Below are 18,928 nucleotides of genomic sequence, written 5' to 3' on the forward strand. Positions count from 1 at the left end.
CCGTTATGCTCCTTTTAAGCACCAGGCCATTTCCCGCGCGCGGCGGTTGTCCAGCCCCTGATTAAACACACCTTTGACATACACCCAGCGCGGCAGCTGATGGCAGGCATCCGCCCAGCGCCGCTGGTTCAGCAACTTAACCAGCGTGGAGCTGCAGGCGTTGCCGGTGCCCACGTTGAAAGCAAACGACACCACCGCGTCATAGACCTTTTGCGGCATCGGCTGCACCACACATTTTTCCAGCGCCCGCTCCACGCGCAGCACATTGGTGATAAGTCCCTGCGCCGCCTGCCGTTCCGTGATAGTTTTGCCCGGCACCACACCGGACGTATTGCCGATCCCGTCGGTCCACACGCCCGCGCTGCACTGATAAGGCTGCAGGCGGCATCCCTCGTAATCGGCGATCAGTTTCAGCCCCTCAACGGAGGTATGAAGCGACTGGAAACCGGGCAGCGTGGCGGCGATAGCCAGCACCGCCCCGACAAGGCAGCGCTTAACGATTGAAGGATTCATATTCCCCCCGCGAAATTTTGCCGCCACGTAACAATTTGAAAGACTGGTGTTTGTAGTACCAGTTGATAGCCAGCATCAGCACACCAATCAGTACGCCGCCAACCGTTGACGCATCCTTGAGCGACAGATCGCCCAGCCATGCCAGCAGCACGGCGATGCAGTAAGTGATAAAGGCGCTGATTCGTTCAAGCGTCATAATTCAGTCCCATAGCTGGACGGTCTGCGCCGTGGTTGACGCCGTAATGTCCGGCAGCTCCACCTGCAGCCCGTGCGGTAAAAATGGGCCGTACTCAGCCAGCCCCGGATTTGCCTGCAGAACCTGCTCAGTGACACCCTGCGTGCGCCCGTAATGACGCCAGCAAAGCGCGTCCACCGTGTCATACTGATGCGCACGCACTTTCATCAGATAAGCTCCACCGTACAGTGCGGTGCATCCTGCACCCGGCTGATAGCCCAACGGGCATCACGCCACAGATCGCCGCTGGCCTCCGCCAGCTCCTCCCCTCGCTTCACGCCTGACGCCGTGGCGTCATAGTCCTGATAACGCTCATTGAGCACGGCGCGCGCCCAGCAAAAAACAGCGTTGTGGTAGTGCTGGATACGCTCGCTTTTGCCGTCCAGCATTTCTGCAGGAACCTCAGCAAGTGTCTGCCAGCCCAGCATCTGCTGACGCTTGCGGAAGTCGTACAGCTCAGCGTTAACCTCAGAGATCGCCGTCAGCACGACCTGCTTTAAACGCGGCTGCGTCACCGTGCCATCAGTGCGCATCACACTGCGAAATTCCGACAGGTCCACATCAGGCCAGAACGGCGTATTTTTGATGACCTCCGCCTGTTCCGGTGCCTGTTCTGGCGCAACAAACTTCATGCGGCTTTCTCCTGAATAAGTGGGCGGTGGACGGGGTTTTGATGTGGCAGTGCCTTTCGCCACCCCGTGCCGCCCGTGCGCGGGGCACGTTCTTTAGCGGCTGTCATTGCGCAGTCTGCGCTCCAGCTGCTGCTTTTCTTTTTTCACGCCACAGCGGGGATCGAGCTGCAGCGCATGGGTAAGGTGATTCAGGGCAGATGCCGGGTTGCTTTCGCTCAGTACAGCGCCGATGGCTTTATGCAGACGCGCCCGCGACTGGTCCGGCATATCCAGATCGGTTGTCAGGTCCAGCGTCTGCAAAAGCAGATCGGCATCAAAACCGGCTGCGGCTAGCAGAGCGCTTTGCGCCGCGTCTGCCATTTCTTCTGCCAGCACGGTCTGCACGTTACGGTTGCCCAGCGGCATCACCCAGCCATGGCGCAGCGCATGACGCCCGATTTCCAGCGCACCGGCATAATCACCGGCGTCGATACGCCACAGCATCACGTACATCAGCACGTCATCCTGCTGCGCACCTCCGGCAGCCAGCACGCCCTCCGCCCAGGCGGAATATTTCGGCAGCAGCTCCACCTTGATTTCCGCCTTTTTCACCGTGGACTGGACGCCCTTGAGGCGGCGGCGGTCTTCTGCCAGCTGCAGCAGCATCAGGTCATAGCCCGACGCATGGCGAACACTGCCGCCCTCACGGGCGGCCTGTTCGGCCTGAATGCGCAGGCGGTGCTGCCGTGCGGGACTCAGGCTCATGTGTTATTCCCCACCTTCCGGTGCGGCAGGCGCGCTGAAATCACCGATTTCAATGTTTTCAACCAGCGCCGCACAGCGGTAGTCCTCGACCACATACGCCTCGTTGACGGATTCAAAGTTTTCAATCCGGTCACGTTTCGGGTTGTCGATAACAGAACGGCGTCGGGTATCTTCCTGCCAGTAGATGGACAGGTTATCCAGACGGGTGATCAGCAGGGCATTTGCCGGGAAATAAGGCGCGCGCACAGCCTGCAGGCCGCCCATACGTTTCTGGCTGATGATCAGATCGGCGGCGATTTTCTCGCTGTTGTCCTGCTCTTTGTTGACCAGCGGGAAATACTTGTCAGACAGCAGTTCACGTCCGCAGACGACAACCAGATCGTCATCATCCTGATAAACCGCGTCGATCAGCTCGTTGACGGCATCCATCACCACGGCGTCCAGGTTGGCATAGTCGCCGCCCTTGCCCACCTTGACCGCGCCTGCAGTCGTTGCACCGTCTTTCGTGGTGCTGCCCATGACGTGATCCGGCGCGTCTTCGCGGATTTTCTGCAGCCAGCCTTTATTGACGTCCTGCAGCAGCGGGTTCTCAGCACGGTTGGAGGTTTTGGCACGCTTCACGCCGTTAAAGCCGATCATGATGCGGTCCAGCGCCTGACGCTTGACGATGGCGTTGCGGATACGCACCTGGAAGTCCTGGAATTTCGCCCACAGGTCCAGTTTTGCGTAGGTCAGCACCGTATCAAAGTTGGTCTGCTCGCATTTGTATTCCACGTCTTCCATCAGCGTCGGATCGGTAGGCTCGCGCTCTTTGGTGGTGGTATCGGTGGTTCCGGCAATGGTGCTGCCAACGCCCAGCCCCAGCAACTGCCCGGACTGCTCAGTGACCGGTGTGATGTTAATCAGCGTCAGGAAAGCGGCGGACTGCTGGATCTGGTCTTCCAGCGTCTGCTGCACGGACGGCTCTACGGTGAACTTACTGGAGAGTTCTTCAATCTCCACACCGTTCAGGCGCGCCAGCTGCTGCAGGTAAGCGTTAAAGGCAAAGCGGGTTTTCTTTTTCATCGGGTTTTATGCTCCATCAGCAATTGGTCAGGGTGCCTGCCGGTGCGTCACCGCCCGGCGCGCGCTGGCGGTAGTCTTTTCGGCTGTCTTCGCTGCTCAGCTTTTTCTCAAGCTCGGCAAAGGCGGTCTGCTGCTCCTGCAGGGAGGACTCCAGCTCAGAAAGGCGCTTGTCCTGTTCGGACAGGGATTTATCCGTGCGTTCGCTCAGGTTCTGCTGCTCGGTGGCGACCAGTTCCACGGCTTTATGCACATCGGAGAAACGCGCCTCATCGGTCTGCTCTTTTTTGGTGAACAGCGCGGTGACGCGGGCAAAGAGGGACGGCTTTTCGTCCTGGGCTTCTTCCAGTTCAATCAGCGTTTCAACCGCTTCCGAAAACAGGTTTTCAGGGTTCTGCTTACGGTTCGCCAGCGGGTTATGCGCGGCGGTGGCGCTGAATGCCAGCATTTCGGTGCCAAGGCTCGCCGGATCGTCCGTCGCACCCAGCCCCACAAGATAGGCTTTACCGGTGTCGGCAAACTTCGTGCTGACCTCCATGGAGGTGAAAAGCTTCTGGCCTTTCTTCACCAGTTCCACCAGGGCGTCCGTGGGTTCGATATCGGCATAAAGCGCCATCTTGCCCGCCAGCGGCCCGTCCTTGATTTCTTCTGCAACCAGCCCCGTCACCCTGCCATAGCGGTTAAAGGTGCTGTCCGGCAGATAAGACTTGATGTGCTCAAGGTTAATCAGCGCGGTATAGACCGTCGGGTTATAGCTGGCAGCCATCTGTACCAGCCATTCACGCTGGATTTCGCGCCCGTCAGTGGTGGCACCTTCCACCCCGATACGGAAACGCTTTGCTTTCACTGTCATGAGCCGTGCTCCGTTAGAAAAAACTTACTGGAGCCTTATGTTTGCGGTGATGGGGGGAGTGAAACAACGCGCGGCACTTGTACGGTAAACCACACAAACCGCAGCCGGGGAAAGCCGCCTGTCAAGGCCGTATGTTTGTGCCATGAACACCACACTGACCCCCGCAGACCTCGATCCCCGTCGGCAGGCCATGCTGCTGTACTTTCAGGGATACCGCGTAGCCCGCATTGCTGAAATGCTGGGCGAGAAAGTTGCAACCGTTCACAGCTGGAAGAAGCGCGACAAATGGGGCGACTATGGGCCGCTGGATCAGATGCAGCTCACCACCGCCGCACGTTACTGCCAGCTCATCATGAAGGAGCAGAAGGAAGGGAAAGACTTCAAGGAAATTGACCTGCTGGCGCGCCAGTCAGAGCGCCACGCCCGGATCGGTAAATTTAACGATGGCGGGAACGAAGCTGACTTAAACCCAAACGTCGCCAACCGTAACAAAGGCCCGCGCAGGCAGCCCGAAAAGAATGTTTTTACCGATGAACAGACCGAAAAGCTGGAGGAAATCTTCCGCAACGGCATGTTTGAATATCAGCGCCACTGGTGGCAGGCAGGCGTAAAACACCGCATTCGCAACCTGCTTAAATCACGCCAGATCGGGGCAACATACTTTTTTGCCCGCGAAGCGCTGATTGACGCCATCACCACGGGGCGCAACCAGATTTTTCTCTCAGCCAGTAAGGCGCAGGCACACGTTTTTAAGCAGTACATCATCGACTTTGCAAAAGAGGTGGATGTTGAGCTGAAAGGCGACCCGATGACGCTCAGCAACGGCGCGTGCCTGTACTTCCTCGGCACCAACGCCCGCACGGCGCAGAGCTACCACGGCAACCTGTACCTTGATGAATATTTCTGGATACCGAAATTCCAGGAGTTGCGCAAGGTTGCCTCCGGTATGGCCATTCACAAGAAATGGCGACAAACCTACTTCTCCACGCCGTCCAGCCTGACCCACAGCGCCTATCCGTTCTGGTCCGGCGCGCTGTTCAACCGGGGCCGCGCCAAAGCAGACAAGGTGGACATTGACCTGACCCACAGCAACCTTGCGCGCGGTGTGCTCTGCCCGGACGGACAGTATCGCCAGATCGTCACCGTGGAGGATGCGGTGCGCGGCGGCTGTAATCTGTTCGACCTCGACCAGCTGCGCATGGAGTACAGCCCTGACGAATACCAGAACCTGCTGATGTGCGAATTTATTGACGATCTGGCGTCAGTATTCCCGCTCAGCGAACTGCAGGCGTGCATGGTGGACAGCTGGGAAGTATGGGCAGATTTTCAGGCGCTGGCGCTGCGCCCGTTTGGCTGGCGCGAAGTCTGGATCGGATACGACCCGGCGAAAGGCACGCAGAACGGTGACAGCGCCGGGTGTGTGGTGGTGGCACCGCCCACTGTACCGGGCGGGAAGTTCCGTATTCTGGAGCGACACCAGTGGCGCGGGATGGACTTCCGCGCCCAGTCTGACGCCATTAAAAAACTGACGCAGCAGTACAACGTGACCTATATCGGCATCGACTCGACCGGCGTCGGTCACGGCGTTTACGAGAACGTAAAAGCGTTCTTTCCCGCTGTCCGGGAGTTTGTCTACAACCCCAATATTAAAAACGCCCTGGTGCTCAAAGCATACGACATTATCAGCCACCGCCGTCTGGAGTTTGACGCCGGGCACACCGACATTGCGCAGTCCTTTATGGCTATCCGCCGCGCCACAACCGCCAGCGGCAACCGCCCTACCTATGAAGCCAGCCGCAGCGAAGAAGCCAGCCACGCAGATTTGGCCTGGGCAACGATGCACGCACTGTTTAACGAACCGCTGCAGGGCGAATCCGCCAATACCAGCAATATTGTGGAGATTTTTTGATGAGTGAACTCGGTAATATCAGCAACACAGCAACATCTGATGGCATTGAGCAGACAGGCACATCCACCAGAGCCGAGGCATTCACTTTTGGCGATCCTATCCCGGTGCTGGACCGCCGAGAGTTGCTGGACTATGTGGAATGTGTGCAGATAGACCGCTGGTATGAGCCGCCGGTAAGCTTTGACGGACTGGCGCGAACCTACCGCGCCGCCGTGCATCACAGCTCACCAATAGCGGTTAAGCGCGACATTCTAAGCAGTACCTACATTCCGCACCGCCTGCTCAGCCAGCAGGCTTTTGCCCGTTTCGTTCAGGACTATCTTGTGTTCGGTAACGCCTATCTGGAAAAGCGCACCAACCGACTCGGCGGCGTTCTCTCGTTGGAACCAGCACTGGCGAAATATACACGGCGTGGTGTGGATCTCGATACCTACTGGTTTGTTCAGTATGGCCTGACCACACAGCCTTATGAATTTACACGTGGCAACGTCTTCCATCTGATGGAGCCGGATATTAACCAAGAGATTTATGGGTTGCCCGGCTATCTCTCCGCTATCCCATCAACACTCCTCAACGAGTCCGCAACGCTATTTCGCCGTAAGTATTATATCAACGGCAGCCATGCTGGCTTCATAATGTACATGACTGATGCAGCACAGAATCAGGAGGATGTGAACAATATCCGCCAGGCAATGAAAAGCGCCAAAGGACCTGGCAACTTCCGCAACCTGTTTATGTACTCCCCCAACGGGAAAAAAGATGGTATCCAGATCATTCCGTTGTCCGAGGTTGCTGCAAAGGATGAATTTCTGAACATCAAGAACGTGAGCCGCGATGATATGCTGGCAGCACACCGCGTACCGCCGCAAATGATGGGGATTATTCCCAACAATACAGGCGGTTTTGGTGATGTAGAAAAAGCCAGTCGCGTATTTGTCCGCAATGAGTTAATCCCCTTGCAAAAACGTTTGCAGGAATTAAATGACTGGCTTGGGGAAGCAATAATTACATTTTCTCCTTATGAATTGGGTGATTATGTAAAATAATTGCCGTTCTACCCTCTATTTTTTCTTCTATCCTCACGTCTTGCTTTTGCCTGAACAAGGCGTTGAGGTTCAGTATATAAACGTTCCAACAATATATAAGTGAACTCTTCAAGATCCTCTGCAGCCGCGTAATCTAAAACTCCTTCATGCGCGCCGTCATTGCCATCATCTTTTACACATTCAGCCAAGTCTCTTAAAGTCTCTGGCAACCGCTGATTATCAAACAACCAATTCATTCTTAACCCTAAGCTTCGCCGTATTTTTTGATTTGGTTCAGCATCTTCCTTGGGTAATAAGTCCTTTGTTGCATAATCCAAACATAACCTAAACATAGTTCCTGCTGCGTTATAGCAACCAATAGCTAAACACTTAGAACCTTCTACAAAAGCTTCATGTATATGCTGAGGCAAAAATTCTGGTGGTTCTCCTGCATCTAAATCTGCTGGACTAATTGGACGTTTTACTTTTGCAATATCAGTTAACTTAAATAAGGCCATGCCCCAGTTAATACTGCTAAGATCACGCCCCCGTTCTAAACTATCGCAAATATATATTGTGGTTTTCTTACACTCCCTGCATACACAATATACTTCATATTCGGGTAAATTTTCGCCGGAAAATGTTTCATACGTACCACAGCAGTTAGCCCCTCGAACATCAAATGCTATTTTTTGCGCACCGCACCTTGGGCAATTTTCCACTAACATAGCCATGCAACAGATCTCCTTGAAATGGTGATTATTTATATATTGTAAATACCATAAATTCTTACTGACAACCATGAGCGCGCGCTCGTATCCCCGCCACGCCTGCCCGCTTTGTGTAGTGGTTTTCATGCACCTGCATGACATAAGCAAAAGCCCGCCAGTTCTGGCGGGCCTGAGCAAAAACGATCCTCAAACGATCATGCGATTTCATGCGGCATAGACATGCACAACAGCACTAACGCCTCGCGTGGCTCGTTGTTCAACGTTGCGGACGGTAAAACCAGTTTTATCGTCCGCAACGTTCGCTAATGTAACCAGCTGTCGTCCTCCCAGACCTGCTGCATTATTTCCATCACTCGCTTTTTATCTTCATCCAGTTTTAACCCGCTCAGCTCAACGCCGTTGGCGCTGCCCTTACGGATACGAATTGCTGTTTTGGGATACAGAGGGCGCAAATTACGGTAAAGCTCGGATTCAAGGGCGTCCAGTGTAGCCTGGCTAATCTTCTGCTCTTTATCGATCATTATTTCAATGCGCATACAGATTCCCCTTAACTGGTTACGTCCATCGACCGGCAGTATTCATGGCTGCGGATTTTCGCCATCAGCTCGTCGGTCAGTTCGGACACCCACTGGATAGCCAGCCGTTTTTCTTCATCGCTGCACTCACTAGCCGCTACAAGCTTGATAAAAAAATCAATGCGCTGGAGCTTCAATGACTCCAAAAGATAATCCTGCATTTTCCCTCCTATCACTACCTCGGACACACAACAACTGTATATATATCCACTGTTTATAATTACAGTATAGTAGGGATTTGCGAATGTAAACCGTTTTTTATCTGTCAATTAGATCGCTCTGATGCGGATCAATAAGAGCAAGAATTATTAAAGCGGCGGCATCAGTACCACTGACGCCATTTGTCATCTTCCTGCAGACGGTGGTTGCGGTATAAAATACGCAGCCCGGCACCTGACGGAATACTGCCGCCGCGCAGAAGCAGGTCAATCTCTGACTCGCTACCATCGAACCCTCTGGAACTCAGTTCTGCCTCAAGCTGCAGGCGCTGCTGATCCGAAATATTCTGTTTATATGCTTTTTTCCGCTTCGGTTTTACCAGCCTTAACCTGGCTGTCAGCTCCCGCCGTTCCTTATGGCCCATGTTGTGGAGATATTCCTGCAGCTCCTTCTCATCCATGGTTTTAATATCGGGTAAATCACCCCCTGATTTGTTCAGATTTTCAACAGGGGGACAGTTATTGCCACGAGTCCAAGGGGCGCTAGCGCCCTGGTCGGCTGTCGCCTCCTGAAGGTCAACGGCTTTACGAACCATTTTCCACTTTACTGCATGAGTGCAGATCCGGCCCTCAATGATCGGGGACCAGATGCCATAGATACGGACACCATGATCACCGTAGGCGCTCGGCTCCTCGTTAAGCTCGTAGGCAGTCCTGACAAGGTGATGTTTACGGGGAACCAGGACGCCGCCCTGCTTCATGATGTAGGTGGCAAAACAGCCAGCATCAGCTGCGGCCAGCACAGCATCCAGTCGCGGGTTTTCCAGTACAGGCGCGCTTGCCTTCTGGTCACCCTGCACTCTGGCAGCCTGTCCGGCCAGAAGGCGCAGCTCGCGGTACGCCTGGCGGCCAGGGATACCAAAGAAGCGGAATTGCTGGACACGGTGCAGCGAAGCCCAGGCGTTTACGTTCTCAGCGTTATCGCGCAGTGATCTGCCCGTTTCTTTACTGATTTCCTGCGCCAGCCCGCGCCCGTCGATGTTTTTACTGATGTATTTGGCGATATAGCTGGTCGGGGTGCCCTTGCGCGGGTTGATAAGCTCAGACTTGAAACGCGGCCCGGTATTGGCGCCCAGCTCCTCCCGATCCTCACGAATGGCGAATTTACGCAGCAGCGCGGTGATGGATTTGCGGTCTTTTTTGCGCATGAAGCACAGCAGGTGCCAGTGTACGGTGCCGTCATGGTGTGGTTCAGCAACGCGGACGCCATACCAGCGCAGCCCGGTTTTGTGCATCGCCTTACGGAAGGCGGCGAACATATTCACCAGGTAATCACTGCTCTGACGGACCGTGGCACTGGTCCATTTCGGGTTTGGCCTGCCGTTGTTAAGCGTTGCGTGAAAGCGTGACGGGCAGGTGATGGTATAAAACACGGCGCATTCACCACGCATTTCTGCGATCAGCTCCAGCCCCTTAACGCAGGCCATCATTTCGTTGCGCCGGTGCGCCGGATTGCTGCTGCTGGCGTTTACCACTTCTTCCATATCCAGCGTGTCACCTTCGGCGTTAACCAGCTCATGCGAGCGGAAAAACTCCAAGGATTTGCGGCGCTGTTCGCGTTTATGGATCACGGCCTCATAGCTGACATATGGGGAGGCCTTTTTGTTAACCAGGCAGACAGCGCGCAGCTGTTCTTCCCGCCATTCACAGCGCATCTGCCACAGCTTGCGATACCACCAGTCCGCGCAAAGCATACGGGCAAGCGAGCCCGGAATAAGCTCGTAGGGGACCGGGTTACGGCGGTGCTTTTTACGTCGCAGTTGCTCGAAAGCAGGCGGGATAACATCGAGGCGCATGGCCTCTGCGGCCACCCTTTCCCATGACCGGCGGATCTCTTCCGGCGTAACGTCTTCATCCGTAAACAGCTCACCGCAGGCAGCATCCAGACACATGCTCATGTGCGCCGCCATCAGGGTAGATAACCTCTTAACCTGCTCTTGGTTCATTTCGGGCAGGACCAATAAGCCCTCCAGCCCGTCATGGCTCGCCATGAAACGGAATGAAGCAGAAATCTGGCTGGTACGCACGCGCTCCAGGCGTTCAAGGCACGGCCTGATGGTTTCACACAGATAGCGGGAATATGCCTTCGGCTTGCCCAGGCCCTCGAAATATTCAATCCTCTCAAGCAGCGGCTTACTGATATGCGCTGGCTGGGCGCTCACGTCAGCAACGATGACCAGATCGGGATTAAATTGCTGCTGTTCGCGGGCCATTTTGGCGCGGCTTATCAGCTGGTCCTGCTCCATTTCACGCTGAACAGGATCGCGGGATTCATTGTAGAAATAGCGTTCCCAGACCTCATTACTCAGGGCCTCGCGGCGCAGTTGCTCCTGCTCGTTATCTGCAGCATAGAGAGAAATCAGGTTTGAAAGCGCAGAAACCGGCGCTACTTCCGCCGGGTCCATGTAGGGGTTAATCGCCTTTTTAGGTACATTCCAGGCAAAAGCATCGGCGGAATCTTTTGCACCGCCGTGCTTTTCAACTTCGTGATGACTCACGCGCGCACCTCATGCACGACAGAGCAATCAGGCCCGCCGGCTGGATCAAAGCCAGCCCATACTTCCGGCTGGAGTACAGCAATAAGTTCGTCAGCCCTTTTTCCTTCGCCCGCGGCAACGCCGATGCTGCGCTTTACGTTAATGCGGTCATGGGTGAAATTTCGATACAGGGAACGAGTCAGAAAAGTGTCGCTGTTCGAAACAATGACCGGATGGCCTTCTGATGCCCGGCGCTCAAGAATAGAGGCCAACTGATACTGATCGTCCTCAGTAAAACCGGCAGTGTGATAGGCACTGAAAGTACCGTCATAAGGCGGATCGCAATAAATAACATCCCCAGGCACCAATAACGCCAATGTTTCGTCATAGCTGGCACAAATGAACGTTGCACGCTGGGCCTTTTCCGCAAAAGTGCGAATTTCTGCTTCGGGAAAATAGGGAGCTTTATAATTGCCGTAAGGTACGTTGAAATGCCCTGCACGGTTATAACGGCACAACCCACGGTAACAATGGCGATTTAGAAAAAGGAAATAAGCAGCCTTCCAGATTAAGTCTAAGGAATGCAAATGATTAAACTCTTCACGAATAACATAATACTGTTCAGAAAAATTGTTGCAGGCAAAGAGAGCCTTTGAGATAGCAATAAAGTGTTCTACTTCATCTTTAATTACCTGATACATATTAATCAGGTCAGCATTAATATCCGCGACAAGATAATGAGGATAGTCTGTCGCCATCATCACAGCACAGGAACCCGCGAAAGGTTCAACCAGTCGTGGGCCAGCAGGAAGGTGCTTAATCAGTTCCGGCATAATAGCGGTTTTATTTCCCGCCCATTTCAGGATAGTGCTCATACAACACCTCCGTTGTAGTGTTTGCCTTTCAGTTCTGCGATTTCCTGACAAGTGACGCAGCACTGCACGCCCGGAACGGCACGGCGGCGAGCTGGCGGGATCGGCGCATCGCAATCAATGCAGAGAACACGAGAAATGCCCGGCGCTTTATTGCGGGCGGTGTGGATGTGGCGCTGGCGTTCTTCTTCAACGTGCTGCTGTACAAGGTCCATTGAATCAGCCATCAGTGGATCTCCTGCGCTTCGTTCTGAATCTTCACCGCTTCCTGACGCAGCAGCTCAGCCGCTTCCGTGTGGTTAAGCTGACGTGACACGATACGAGTAGCTAAAGAATCCAGACGTGCAGCCATCACATCTTCGCGTCCCCGGCGTTCTTCTTTGCGTGCCTCAGTCAGCAACAGGTTGAGTCCAGCATCATCTGGTCCGGTTTTAGTGGTACGGGTTTCGATATTTCGCATAGTTGTTTCTCCTGAATTTGGGCAACAAGAAGCCCGGCGGGTTTACGCCATTAATTTCTGTTGTGGATTAATTCGGCATGGTTAGCCGTTTGGGAAATAAGCTCACCACTGCACGAAAATGATTCATTGCTTTCACTAGTTCCCGCTTTTCGTCAGTAGTCAGATCACTAATATTGACGCCGTGACGTTCTGCCGGAATTTTTGCCATATAAAAAATGGCTGCCAGTGCCCGCTCATTCTGTTTATTATTTACGTCGCGCGGATCGCGCATATCTTTAATAAACCTTTCAAGCTCCGGCTCAATATTCAGACCAAACACTTTAGCCCTCAATTCCGCAATATGGTTCAGGCCGTCCAGGCGTTCACCGGGGCTTAATGGAACAGTCGCCGTAGCGCCTTCAATAGCCATGATTTCCCCTGTTTGGTTGTGGACAGGTCAGCCAGCAGTTCATCCTGAGAGCAGCACGGGTGCCAGCGTTTGCCATCCTTCCCCATGATCCAGCCATGACCGTAGTGCATTGCCGGGCTTTGCTTTATGAGAAGTGACGCGAAAGATGGTTCTTTAGTCAGCATAACCACCTCAGATCAGACCGAACGAAGCGCCGAGGCCCGTCACGGTATCCACCGCGCTTGCCATCGCCGGGTTAGCCTGTAAACGCGCCTGCATCGAAACGGCAGCCAGTGCCATCAGACGAGTAACAGAGTTAATACTGCTGATAACATCGCGGCGGCCTGCGGTGGTTTTCACATCGCCCGATACGGCACCGGCAGCAACACGTCCGATTTCAGCAGTAGCGCTCATGACGTAATGCGGCAGCTTCTCTTTTGCCACTTCGTTCATCGGTACGCATGGCAGGCAGTGAATCTGAGCCAGAAAGCCGTCAACCAGCGTGGAGTCCTCAGTAAGATCGGTAAGCAGCCAGATTTCCGACGGCGTGAGCTGATGCGGTTGCTCCGGATTCAGTTTGTTACGCAGCGTCTGGACGTTCATTCCCGCACGTTCTGCCAGCTTCGCCATGTTGTGACGCAGCGCAAAAGCCCGGCAGGCTTCGTCAAAGTGCGGATGTTTGGAAACACGATAATCAAACATGATCCCCCCTTACCTTTGCCATAAAGTGAATTACGAACCAATAACAAGTTGAAAACGTGAATGACCCAGAGCTTTACGCATTTGCTCTTCTTTCCAACGTGCGTAGTAAATGCGGATAGGACCACCGGCTTTTTTACAACCTTTACGTATTGTGCGCGGTTCGATTGGCACGCAAGGATTATCACCAGTTGTCCAGCGATAAGCAGTACGCTCGGAGACACCTTCCAGTTCAACAAACTGCTGCAGGGTAACGATGGGGGCTGGTACTTTGATGATTGCGATTTCAGAAGCCATGATGCATGATTCCCTATTTACTGTTTTAGACAATGTTGGCCTCTCATTCCCCAATGTTTGCCAACATACACACTTCACTGATGAGCAATGTAATTAACTTTTGAGCATTGGTCAACATGGAAAACACTAATGAGCATAAACAAAAACACTTTTGAGCCTCTAACTATCCTTGACAGGATCATCTCTGTTTATGGCTTCACCCAAAAATTGCAGCTCGCAAATCACTTTGAAATGTCACCAAGTTCCCTGCAGAACCGATACACACGCGGCACTATCTCTTACGATCTAGCGGCGTTCTGCTCGCTTGAAACTGGTGCAAGTCTCAGGTGGATTCTGACCGGGGAGGGGGAACAATTCGAAACCAGCCCTTCAATCACTGATCCTAAAAAAATGGATCTTTATATTCTCAAGGATGGTGTTCTTGAGAAAAATTCCATATTGAGCGTTGACCCTAATATTTTGAGTACGCAGATATCAAAAGGGATTGCAGTTCGAGCAGAAGGAAAGTTGCATTTTGTTGATCAAGATTCACCACATTCCGATGGCCTATGGTTGGTAGATATTGAAGGAGCAAACAGCATTCGCGAGTTAACCATTCTCCCCGGTAAGAAACTCCACGTTGCAGGTGGGAAAGTGCCCTTTGAATGCGGCTTTGATGAGATAAAACTGATTGGTCGTGTAGTGGGTATCTACAGTGAGGTTAACTGATGGCGATCCGTAAAAACCCTGCTGGCGGCTGGATTTGCGAGCTTTATCCAAACGGGGCAAAAGGCAAACGCATCAGAAAGAAATTCGCCACCAAAGGCGAGGCGCTGGCGTTTGAACAGTACACAGTACAAAACCCGTGGCAGGAAGAAAAGGAAGACAGACGCACGTTAAAAGACCTAATTGACTCATGGTATAGCGCTCACGGTATTACCCTCAAAGACGGTCTCAAACGCCAGTTAGCGATGCATCATGTTTTTGAGTGTATGGGCGAACCGCTCGCACGCGATTTCGATGCGCAGATGTTTTCCCGCTACCGGGAAAAGAGGCTAAAGGGTGAATATGCCCGTTCAAATAGGGTTAAAGAGGTATCGCCTCGAACACTTAATCTTGAGCTGGCCTACTTTCGCGCAGTGTTCAATGAGCTTAATCGGCTTGGCGAATGGAAAGGAGAAAACCCGCTAAAAAATATGCGCCCTTTCCGCACTGAAGAAATGGAAATGGCTTGGCTAAATCAGGAACAGATCGCCGTACTGCTTGCTGAATGTCAGCGCCATGAAAATCAGGATTTGGTCAATGTGGTAAAAATTTGCCTTGCGACTGGCGCACGTTGGTCTGAAGCCGAACAATTAAAAAAAAGTCAGCTCACAAATTTCAAAATCACTTATATCAACACGAAGGGCAAAAAAAACCGCACAGTCCCTATTAGCAAGGAGCTATTTAACACCCTACCGGATGACCGAGCAGGTCGGCTATTTAGTGATTGTTATGGCGCGTTTAGGTCTGCTCTTGAGAGAACAGGCATCGAATTACCGGCAGGGCAACTGACCCACGTTCTGCGTCACACCTTCGCCAGTCACTTTATGATGAATGGTGGTAATATTCTGGTCCTGCAACGCGTCCTCGGCCATACTGATATTAAAATGACGATGCGATATGCCCACTTTGCCCCTGACCATTTAGAAGATGCTGTTAAGCTAAACCCATTGGCGATGAGTGGCGATAAAGTGGCGGTAGAAATGGCGGATAATGGGTAATTAGTGGCAAACAATGACAACCTATGTCAATGATAAATAATGCAAACTATTGATTTTCGGTTGATGCTGTATGAACTCATAATCGCTTGGTCGCTGGTTCAAGTCCAGCAGGGGCCACCAAATAAAACAAGGAGTTAGATGAGAAATCATCTGACTCTTTTTTCTTTGGATGCAATTTGGGTCAGGTAATGGGTCAGGTAAGGAATTAGCCACCCCACCGTCTTCATCTCTCTGACAACATCCCCGGATAGTGCTTCGCCACAATATCATTCATCTTTTCTGTCAGGTCGGGCCGTTTAAAAGTGATGTGCGCAGTTCCCTTCTGGAAGTAACGAACACTGAAAAAATCATCTTCGTACACATCCTTTGAAGGATTGTCCCGAATATGATCCATCAACCGGGTAGTGACATCGCCACGGTTGTCGGGTATCGGTTTACCATCCAGCAGAAATAACATTCGTTCCAGGTCCGCTAGGTGATCCCGTCGCCAACCCCAGTTCAAATTAAATCCCCAGCGGTTATGCGTCACCAGATTGTTGACGATGATTTTCTTACCGAAGCTACAAGGACTATTGGTTTTGTAATCCCATGACAGGCCTTTGAAGACATTGATAATGCCACGCTCAAATACATCCATTTTGTTCCGATGTAGTTGCTCAAAAGTACTGAGGATATTCGCCTCACTGATGGCAGGCAGATCCCCCTTCTCCAGGTTCTTATGCCACTGGTCACGAGCCTGAGCATCCATCAATGCCATCATGCCAGACTTCAACATCAAGTCTCGCCAGATACTACGGTCGATATTACGGGTGATAGCAGGCAGTGCTTTATCAGTATTTTCAGTCATCCAACTGTCGTAACGGTGCCCAACTTTCATTGCCCAATCTTGCGCTGTACCACCGCCGATTTCTGAGGTTAGCCGGGAAATGCTGTCAAGCTGCTGGATAAGTTGCTCGATCTGTTTTAATGCTGTATCACGGCCTGTCACTATGCGTTCAATGCTGGTCGAGCAAATTAGCTCGCTATGATCTGTTAATACTTCAGCTTCTGTTTGCATGATAGTTTGTCCGTAAAAAGCAAACGCGCCCACCAGGTAATGGCAGACGCATTATGCAATGAATAGAAAGAGAGGAAAGTGCAGAGGTAAAAATCAGGAATGAGGCTCGAAGGATTTATGTATTCATCAGCCCGGTAGCGCGTCTGGCTCTGAGAATATCTGTAGCTGTCAGGAGCGGTGTCTGCTCCTGCCAGGTAAATCCTTTGCGATCAGTGCGCACCAGCTCATAGCGTTCCACCAAGAAATTCACTGCATCAGCAAGCGTTATTCCCGCTTCGATATATTCCTGTGTGGATGCGTCATCATGAAATGGCGTATCGTTGAGTGTGAGGCCGTAATGGCGTTCCAGTAGACACGTTAACAGTTGTTGCCGCACCTGGACGCCCCCACCGGTACTGCGCAGGCGGTATTGCCCCCGTCGATACTCCAGGTCCAGATACATCAGCCGTTCGCGAAAATCCCGTCGCAGGGTACGGACTGACACACCAAACACTGCAGCCAGCCGCGCCATGTTAAGCGTTTCACCGGCAACCAGGCGGCTGATTATCAGTGACAGCCTGACAGCCAGCCGGTCATGACGGCGCTCTGCCTGTGTCATCTTAAATCTTCGAAATAGTTAACTGACTGAATATGAAATGATTCTAAATAGGGGGGCGGACAGGGTATGGACGTGGAATGAACTATTTTTTATCTGCCTCCGGAAGCAGCCCCGACGCGGCACACCGTGAAATACGGTGAAAAAACACTTAATCCAATGGGGAGGGAAACGGACAGGGAGTGTCCTTTGTTAACATGGCGGTAAAACTATCAGGGCTGAAATCCACTCAGCATAGCTTCCGCCAAACCCAGAGAGCCCGGTTGAGCTTCACATTTCCGTCGATACCACGCACGGCGCGGGAAAGCACGAAGCCAGACGGGTCATGAGCAGACTCCTCAATATGGGTAAAACAAATAAAGAAAGCCCTGCCGCACTAGCGACAGGGCTCGGGAATGAACAGGCAGGCGTTAAACGTTCAGAAGAAGAAATTCCAGACAGCCCGGGCAACGGACACCACGGTGTTACGGACGGCCTGTATTACGGCCCGTACCGGAGCCGGTATCAGTGGGAAAGCACTTACCGTGTCCAGTACCGCGCCGACCGTTTCACCAAAATCGTCACGTGCTTTTTCCTGGACTGTCGTTGTGTGAAAGGGAGACTGCAGTTGCGCCACCACCGGGCTACTGGCCTTACGTGGCAGACACTTTATCATCCGCTCGGCCATCACCCGTAACCACCACTGCAGACGGACCGACACCGCACACACCGGATGTACAGGTTGAAACAGCTCGTGCAGCAGGCAGATTTTGCGGCTGATATTCTGCTTCTGCGCCGTGGACAATTGACCACTACCGCTGGTGGGTTCAGTCTTGTCCGACTGGCTGATAACAAACAGCACCTTATGCCGGAATGCCTCCCCAATCACCTGATGATAAAAATGCTCATCTACCGCCAGCGCCCAGTCATCTACCTTAATCAACCACAGTACCAGGTCGAGCCGGGAAAGTTGTTCGTGGTACAGCGCAGGATACTCGGTATCGCGAACGCTACTCTCCCCAGGGCCGGGCAGGTCCACCAGCGTCATATAGCGGTCGCCAACCTGCAGGCGAAAGCGCAGTGGTTCACGGGTACAGGCCTCCACATCGCTGACCGGCGATACCTCTCCAGCAAACAGGGCATTGCAAAGGCTACTCTTTCCCGCTCCGGTGTTACCCATAATGCCGATCACCGGTTCATAGTGGATTAACTGATTTATCTGCTGCGATATACGTTCAGACACCCATTGCGGCAGGTCGGAAAGCGAATTCTGCAGCGGCTGCATACTTTCAACATTTTTCATCTCAACTCCCCTGAAAAGCATGATCTTGACCCGCCATTTCCGGACAGCTTTTGTATCTTAAGTTAACGATGCCCGCTGCCGCCGGTATTCTCTCGGAGAGTGATATCCCAGCGCACTATGCGGGTGATTTTCATTGTAATGCGTGAACGCCGCTGCAAGGTTTCGCAGGGCTGTTCTCACATCCGGTTTCGGCATGAACGCGATATAGTCTTCCTTCATCGTCTTCACGAACCGTTCGGCCATGCCATTGCTCTGCGGGCTGCTCACCGCTGTTGTACATGGCTCCAGATTCAGCTCTTTGGCGAACCTCCGCGTTTCATGCGCGGTATATGCTGAACCGTTGTCCGTCAGCCACTGCACCGCTGTGTCGGGCAGCCTGTCGCCGAAGCGCTTTTCCACCGACCTCAGCATCACATCCTGCACGGTCGAACTGTCATAGCCTCCCGTGCTTGCTGCCCAGTCTATGGCCTCACGGTCGCAGCAGTCCAGCGCGAACGTTACCCGCAGTTTTTCGCCGTTGTCGCAGCCGAACTCGAAGCCATCTGAACACCAGCGCATATCG

The 18,928-nt window shown here is 52.9% G+C and carries 26 protein-coding genes and 2 pseudogenes; 4 read left to right on the top strand and 24 right to left on the bottom strand.

The annotated features are described in order from the left end of the window. Nucleotides 1-3: 3 nt before the first annotated feature. The 7 genes from FHC52_RS01440 to FHC52_RS01470 all read right to left on the bottom strand — a co-directional run bounded on the left by FHC52_RS01440 (nucleotide 4) and on the right by FHC52_RS01470 (nucleotide 4,039). Nucleotides 4-513 carry a lysozyme gene (locus FHC52_RS01440; RefSeq protein WP_001528581.1) on the bottom strand — a complete coding sequence of 170 codons (510 nt, stop codon included), beginning with the start codon at nucleotides 511-513 and terminating at the stop codon, nucleotides 4-6. Continuing rightward, a complete protein-coding gene (locus FHC52_RS01445) occupies nucleotides 494-709 on the bottom strand; it encodes an HP1 family phage holin (protein ID WP_000171565.1) in 216 nt (71 codons plus the stop codon). The genes FHC52_RS01440 and FHC52_RS01445 overlap by 20 nt, the downstream gene beginning before the upstream one ends. Nucleotides 710-712: 3 nt before the next feature. Next, nucleotides 713-916, bottom strand: coding sequence for a tail protein X (locus tag FHC52_RS01450; protein ID WP_000868184.1), 204 nt, complete (start codon nucleotides 914-916; stop codon nucleotides 713-715). Then, nucleotides 916-1,380, bottom strand: coding sequence for a head completion/stabilization protein (locus FHC52_RS01455; protein WP_058654550.1), 465 nt, complete (start codon nucleotides 1,378-1,380; stop codon nucleotides 916-918). The genes FHC52_RS01450 and FHC52_RS01455 overlap by 1 nt, the downstream gene beginning before the upstream one ends. Before the next feature lie 93 nt (nucleotides 1,381-1,473). After that, the gene (gpM, locus tag FHC52_RS01460; RefSeq protein WP_024552863.1) at nucleotides 1,474-2,124 is read right to left on the bottom strand and encodes a phage terminase small subunit; all 651 of its coding nucleotides are present in this window, start codon (nucleotides 2,122-2,124) and stop codon (nucleotides 1,474-1,476) included. A gap of 3 nt (nucleotides 2,125-2,127) precedes the next feature. Then, nucleotides 2,128-3,189 carry a phage major capsid protein, P2 family gene (locus tag FHC52_RS01465; protein ID WP_013098795.1) on the bottom strand — a complete coding sequence of 354 codons (1,062 nt, stop codon included), beginning with the start codon at nucleotides 3,187-3,189 and terminating at the stop codon, nucleotides 2,128-2,130. Between the two features lie 16 nt (nucleotides 3,190-3,205). Further along, the gene (locus FHC52_RS01470; protein WP_023223454.1) at nucleotides 3,206-4,039 is read right to left on the bottom strand and encodes a GPO family capsid scaffolding protein; all 834 of its coding nucleotides are present in this window, start codon (nucleotides 4,037-4,039) and stop codon (nucleotides 3,206-3,208) included. 142 nt (nucleotides 4,040-4,181) lie between these two features. Here FHC52_RS01470 and FHC52_RS01475 point away from each other — a divergent pair, with 142 nt between their 5' ends. Together FHC52_RS01475 and FHC52_RS01480 are read left to right on the top strand one after the other, a co-directional pair. Next, nucleotides 4,182-5,948, top strand: coding sequence for a terminase ATPase subunit family protein (locus FHC52_RS01475; protein ID WP_058654548.1), 1,767 nt, complete (start codon nucleotides 4,182-4,184; stop codon nucleotides 5,946-5,948). Continuing rightward, nucleotides 5,948-6,994 carry a phage portal protein gene (locus tag FHC52_RS01480; RefSeq protein ID WP_058654547.1) on the top strand — a complete coding sequence of 349 codons (1,047 nt, stop codon included), beginning with the start codon at nucleotides 5,948-5,950 and terminating at the stop codon, nucleotides 6,992-6,994. The genes FHC52_RS01475 and FHC52_RS01480 overlap by 1 nt, the downstream gene beginning before the upstream one ends. Nucleotides 6,995-7,002: 8 nt before the next feature. Here the strand turns inward: FHC52_RS01480 and FHC52_RS01485 are convergent, their stop codons facing one another. From FHC52_RS01485 to FHC52_RS01535, 11 genes are all read right to left on the bottom strand, one after another. Next, complete coding sequence (locus tag FHC52_RS01485; protein WP_063614638.1) at nucleotides 7,003-7,707, bottom strand: DUF4145 domain-containing protein; 705 nt, start codon at nucleotides 7,705-7,707, stop codon at nucleotides 7,003-7,005. Between the two features lie 299 nt (nucleotides 7,708-8,006). Continuing rightward, on the bottom strand, nucleotides 8,007-8,240 hold the full coding sequence (locus FHC52_RS01490; protein WP_001217561.1) for a DinI family protein: 234 nt from the start codon (nucleotides 8,238-8,240) through the stop codon (nucleotides 8,007-8,009). An 11-nt stretch (nucleotides 8,241-8,251) separates the two neighbouring features. Further along, nucleotides 8,252-8,440 carry a hypothetical protein gene (locus FHC52_RS01495; RefSeq protein WP_001154443.1) on the bottom strand — a complete coding sequence of 63 codons (189 nt, stop codon included), beginning with the start codon at nucleotides 8,438-8,440 and terminating at the stop codon, nucleotides 8,252-8,254. A gap of 161 nt (nucleotides 8,441-8,601) precedes the next feature. Further along, nucleotides 8,602-10,995: a replication endonuclease gene (locus tag FHC52_RS01500; RefSeq protein ID WP_220419870.1), complete on the bottom strand. Its 2,394-nt coding sequence runs from the start codon at nucleotides 10,993-10,995 to the stop codon at nucleotides 8,602-8,604. Further along, nucleotides 10,992-11,849 carry a DNA adenine methylase gene (locus tag FHC52_RS01505; protein ID WP_220419871.1) on the bottom strand — a complete coding sequence of 286 codons (858 nt, stop codon included), beginning with the start codon at nucleotides 11,847-11,849 and terminating at the stop codon, nucleotides 10,992-10,994. The genes FHC52_RS01500 and FHC52_RS01505 overlap by 4 nt, the downstream gene beginning before the upstream one ends. After that, nucleotides 11,846-12,073: a TraR/DksA family transcriptional regulator gene (locus FHC52_RS01510; protein ID WP_187797716.1), complete on the bottom strand. Its 228-nt coding sequence runs from the start codon at nucleotides 12,071-12,073 to the stop codon at nucleotides 11,846-11,848. Before FHC52_RS01510 ends, FHC52_RS01505 begins: the two co-directional genes overlap by 4 nt. Beyond that, a complete protein-coding gene (locus FHC52_RS01515; RefSeq protein ID WP_220419872.1) occupies nucleotides 12,073-12,306 on the bottom strand; it encodes a DUF2732 family protein in 234 nt (77 codons plus the stop codon). The genes FHC52_RS01510 and FHC52_RS01515 overlap by 1 nt, the downstream gene beginning before the upstream one ends. A gap of 67 nt (nucleotides 12,307-12,373) precedes the next feature. Beyond that, on the bottom strand, nucleotides 12,374-12,715 hold the full coding sequence (locus tag FHC52_RS01520; RefSeq protein ID WP_000963477.1) for a DUF5347 domain-containing protein: 342 nt from the start codon (nucleotides 12,713-12,715) through the stop codon (nucleotides 12,374-12,376). Then, a complete protein-coding gene (locus FHC52_RS01525) occupies nucleotides 12,679-12,879 on the bottom strand; it encodes a phage filamentation protein Fil family protein (RefSeq protein WP_220419873.1) in 201 nt (66 codons plus the stop codon). The genes FHC52_RS01520 and FHC52_RS01525 overlap by 37 nt, the downstream gene beginning before the upstream one ends. Nucleotides 12,880-12,886: 7 nt before the next feature. Continuing rightward, nucleotides 12,887-13,396, bottom strand: coding sequence for a phage regulatory CII family protein (locus FHC52_RS01530; RefSeq protein ID WP_015386351.1), 510 nt, complete (start codon nucleotides 13,394-13,396; stop codon nucleotides 12,887-12,889). A gap of 30 nt (nucleotides 13,397-13,426) precedes the next feature. Further along, nucleotides 13,427-13,690, bottom strand: a complete 264-nt coding sequence (locus FHC52_RS01535) for a hypothetical protein (protein ID WP_220419874.1) — start codon at nucleotides 13,688-13,690, stop codon at nucleotides 13,427-13,429. A gap of 129 nt (nucleotides 13,691-13,819) precedes the next feature. Here FHC52_RS01535 and FHC52_RS01540 point away from each other — a divergent pair, with 129 nt between their 5' ends. Together FHC52_RS01540 and FHC52_RS01545 are read left to right on the top strand one after the other, a co-directional pair. Beyond that, nucleotides 13,820-14,398, top strand: a complete 579-nt coding sequence (locus tag FHC52_RS01540; RefSeq protein ID WP_199400223.1) for a phage repressor protein CI — start codon at nucleotides 13,820-13,822, stop codon at nucleotides 14,396-14,398. Then, nucleotides 14,398-15,432 carry a tyrosine-type recombinase/integrase gene (locus FHC52_RS01545; RefSeq protein ID WP_045406992.1) on the top strand — a complete coding sequence of 345 codons (1,035 nt, stop codon included), beginning with the start codon at nucleotides 14,398-14,400 and terminating at the stop codon, nucleotides 15,430-15,432. The genes FHC52_RS01540 and FHC52_RS01545 overlap by 1 nt, the downstream gene beginning before the upstream one ends. A 223-nt stretch (nucleotides 15,433-15,655) precedes the next feature. Here FHC52_RS01545 and FHC52_RS01550 read toward each other — a convergent pair whose 3' ends face one another. From FHC52_RS01550 to FHC52_RS01565, 6 genes and pseudogenes are all read right to left on the bottom strand, one after another. Continuing rightward, a complete protein-coding gene (locus tag FHC52_RS01550) occupies nucleotides 15,656-16,489 on the bottom strand; it encodes a DUF4942 domain-containing protein (RefSeq protein ID WP_021242327.1) in 834 nt (277 codons plus the stop codon). Between the two features lie 115 nt (nucleotides 16,490-16,604). Next, nucleotides 16,605-16,931 (bottom strand): TA system toxin CbtA family protein, encoded by a 327-nt coding sequence (locus FHC52_RS01555; RefSeq protein WP_045334606.1) that lies wholly within the window; start codon nucleotides 16,929-16,931, stop codon nucleotides 16,605-16,607. A gap of 18 nt (nucleotides 16,932-16,949) precedes the next feature. Further along, nucleotides 16,950-17,087 (bottom strand): annotated as a pseudogene (locus FHC52_RS23005) (transcriptional regulator); the annotation flags it as partial. 209 nt (nucleotides 17,088-17,296) lie between these two features. Then, nucleotides 17,297-17,388, bottom strand: a pseudogene (locus FHC52_RS22920) (DUF945 domain-containing protein); the annotation flags it as partial. Between the two features lie 114 nt (nucleotides 17,389-17,502). Continuing rightward, nucleotides 17,503-18,366, bottom strand: a complete 864-nt coding sequence (locus FHC52_RS01560; protein ID WP_021242329.1) for a GTPase family protein — start codon at nucleotides 18,364-18,366, stop codon at nucleotides 17,503-17,505. A 57-nt stretch (nucleotides 18,367-18,423) separates the two neighbouring features. Next, the coding region (locus tag FHC52_RS01565) for a DDE-type integrase/transposase/recombinase (protein WP_220419875.1) at nucleotides 18,424-18,928 on the bottom strand (505 nt) is incomplete at its 5' end.

Origin of the sequence: Enterobacter sp. EC_64 (assembly GCF_019584165.1) — a bacterium.
Taxonomy (GTDB): Bacteria; Pseudomonadota; Gammaproteobacteria; order Enterobacterales; family Enterobacteriaceae; genus Enterobacter; species Enterobacter roggenkampii.

What these genes read in the sequence shown, in the direction of transcription:
- FHC52_RS01440 (WP_001528581.1), bottom strand. Translation starts at nt 513, where the DNA reads ATGAATCCTTCAATCGTTAAGCGCTGCCTTGTCGGGGCGGTGCTGGCT.
- FHC52_RS01445 (WP_000171565.1), bottom strand. Translation starts at nt 709, where the DNA reads ATGACGCTTGAACGAATCAGCGCCTTTATCACTTACTGCATCGCCGTG.
- FHC52_RS01450 (WP_000868184.1), bottom strand. Translation starts at nt 916, where the DNA reads ATGAAAGTGCGTGCGCATCAGTATGACACGGTGGACGCGCTTTGCTGG.
- FHC52_RS01455 (WP_058654550.1), bottom strand. Translation starts at nt 1,380, where the DNA reads ATGAAGTTTGTTGCGCCAGAACAGGCACCGGAACAGGCGGAGGTCATC.
- gpM (WP_024552863.1), bottom strand. Translation starts at nt 2,124, where the DNA reads ATGAGCCTGAGTCCCGCACGGCAGCACCGCCTGCGCATTCAGGCCGAA.
- FHC52_RS01465 (WP_013098795.1), bottom strand. Translation starts at nt 3,189, where the DNA reads ATGAAAAAGAAAACCCGCTTTGCCTTTAACGCTTACCTGCAGCAGCTG.
- FHC52_RS01470 (WP_023223454.1), bottom strand. Translation starts at nt 4,039, where the DNA reads ATGACAGTGAAAGCAAAGCGTTTCCGTATCGGGGTGGAAGGTGCCACC.
- FHC52_RS01475 (WP_058654548.1), top strand. Translation starts at nt 4,182, where the DNA reads ATGAACACCACACTGACCCCCGCAGACCTCGATCCCCGTCGGCAGGCC.
- FHC52_RS01480 (WP_058654547.1), top strand. Translation starts at nt 5,948, where the DNA reads ATGAGTGAACTCGGTAATATCAGCAACACAGCAACATCTGATGGCATT.
- FHC52_RS01485 (WP_063614638.1), bottom strand. Translation starts at nt 7,707, where the DNA reads ATGGCTATGTTAGTGGAAAATTGCCCAAGGTGCGGTGCGCAAAAAATA.
- FHC52_RS01490 (WP_001217561.1), bottom strand. Translation starts at nt 8,240, where the DNA reads ATGCGCATTGAAATAATGATCGATAAAGAGCAGAAGATTAGCCAGGCT.
- FHC52_RS01495 (WP_001154443.1), bottom strand. Translation starts at nt 8,440, where the DNA reads ATGCAGGATTATCTTTTGGAGTCATTGAAGCTCCAGCGCATTGATTTT.
- FHC52_RS01505 (WP_220419871.1), bottom strand. Translation starts at nt 11,849, where the DNA reads ATGAGCACTATCCTGAAATGGGCGGGAAATAAAACCGCTATTATGCCG.
- FHC52_RS01510 (WP_187797716.1), bottom strand. Translation starts at nt 12,073, where the DNA reads ATGGCTGATTCAATGGACCTTGTACAGCAGCACGTTGAAGAAGAACGC.
- FHC52_RS01515 (WP_220419872.1), bottom strand. Translation starts at nt 12,306, where the DNA reads ATGCGAAATATCGAAACCCGTACCACTAAAACCGGACCAGATGATGCT.
- FHC52_RS01520 (WP_000963477.1), bottom strand. Translation starts at nt 12,715, where the DNA reads ATGGCTATTGAAGGCGCTACGGCGACTGTTCCATTAAGCCCCGGTGAA.
- FHC52_RS01525 (WP_220419873.1), bottom strand. Translation starts at nt 12,879, where the DNA reads ATGCTGACTAAAGAACCATCTTTCGCGTCACTTCTCATAAAGCAAAGC.
- FHC52_RS01530 (WP_015386351.1), bottom strand. Translation starts at nt 13,396, where the DNA reads ATGTTTGATTATCGTGTTTCCAAACATCCGCACTTTGACGAAGCCTGC.
- FHC52_RS01535 (WP_220419874.1), bottom strand. Translation starts at nt 13,690, where the DNA reads ATGGCTTCTGAAATCGCAATCATCAAAGTACCAGCCCCCATCGTTACC.
- FHC52_RS01540 (WP_199400223.1), top strand. Translation starts at nt 13,820, where the DNA reads ATGAGCATAAACAAAAACACTTTTGAGCCTCTAACTATCCTTGACAGG.
- FHC52_RS01545 (WP_045406992.1), top strand. Translation starts at nt 14,398, where the DNA reads ATGGCGATCCGTAAAAACCCTGCTGGCGGCTGGATTTGCGAGCTTTAT.
- FHC52_RS01550 (WP_021242327.1), bottom strand. Translation starts at nt 16,489, where the DNA reads ATGCAAACAGAAGCTGAAGTATTAACAGATCATAGCGAGCTAATTTGC.
- FHC52_RS01555 (WP_045334606.1), bottom strand. Translation starts at nt 16,931, where the DNA reads ATGTATCTGGACCTGGAGTATCGACGGGGGCAATACCGCCTGCGCAGT.
- FHC52_RS01560 (WP_021242329.1), bottom strand. Translation starts at nt 18,366, where the DNA reads ATGAAAAATGTTGAAAGTATGCAGCCGCTGCAGAATTCGCTTTCCGAC.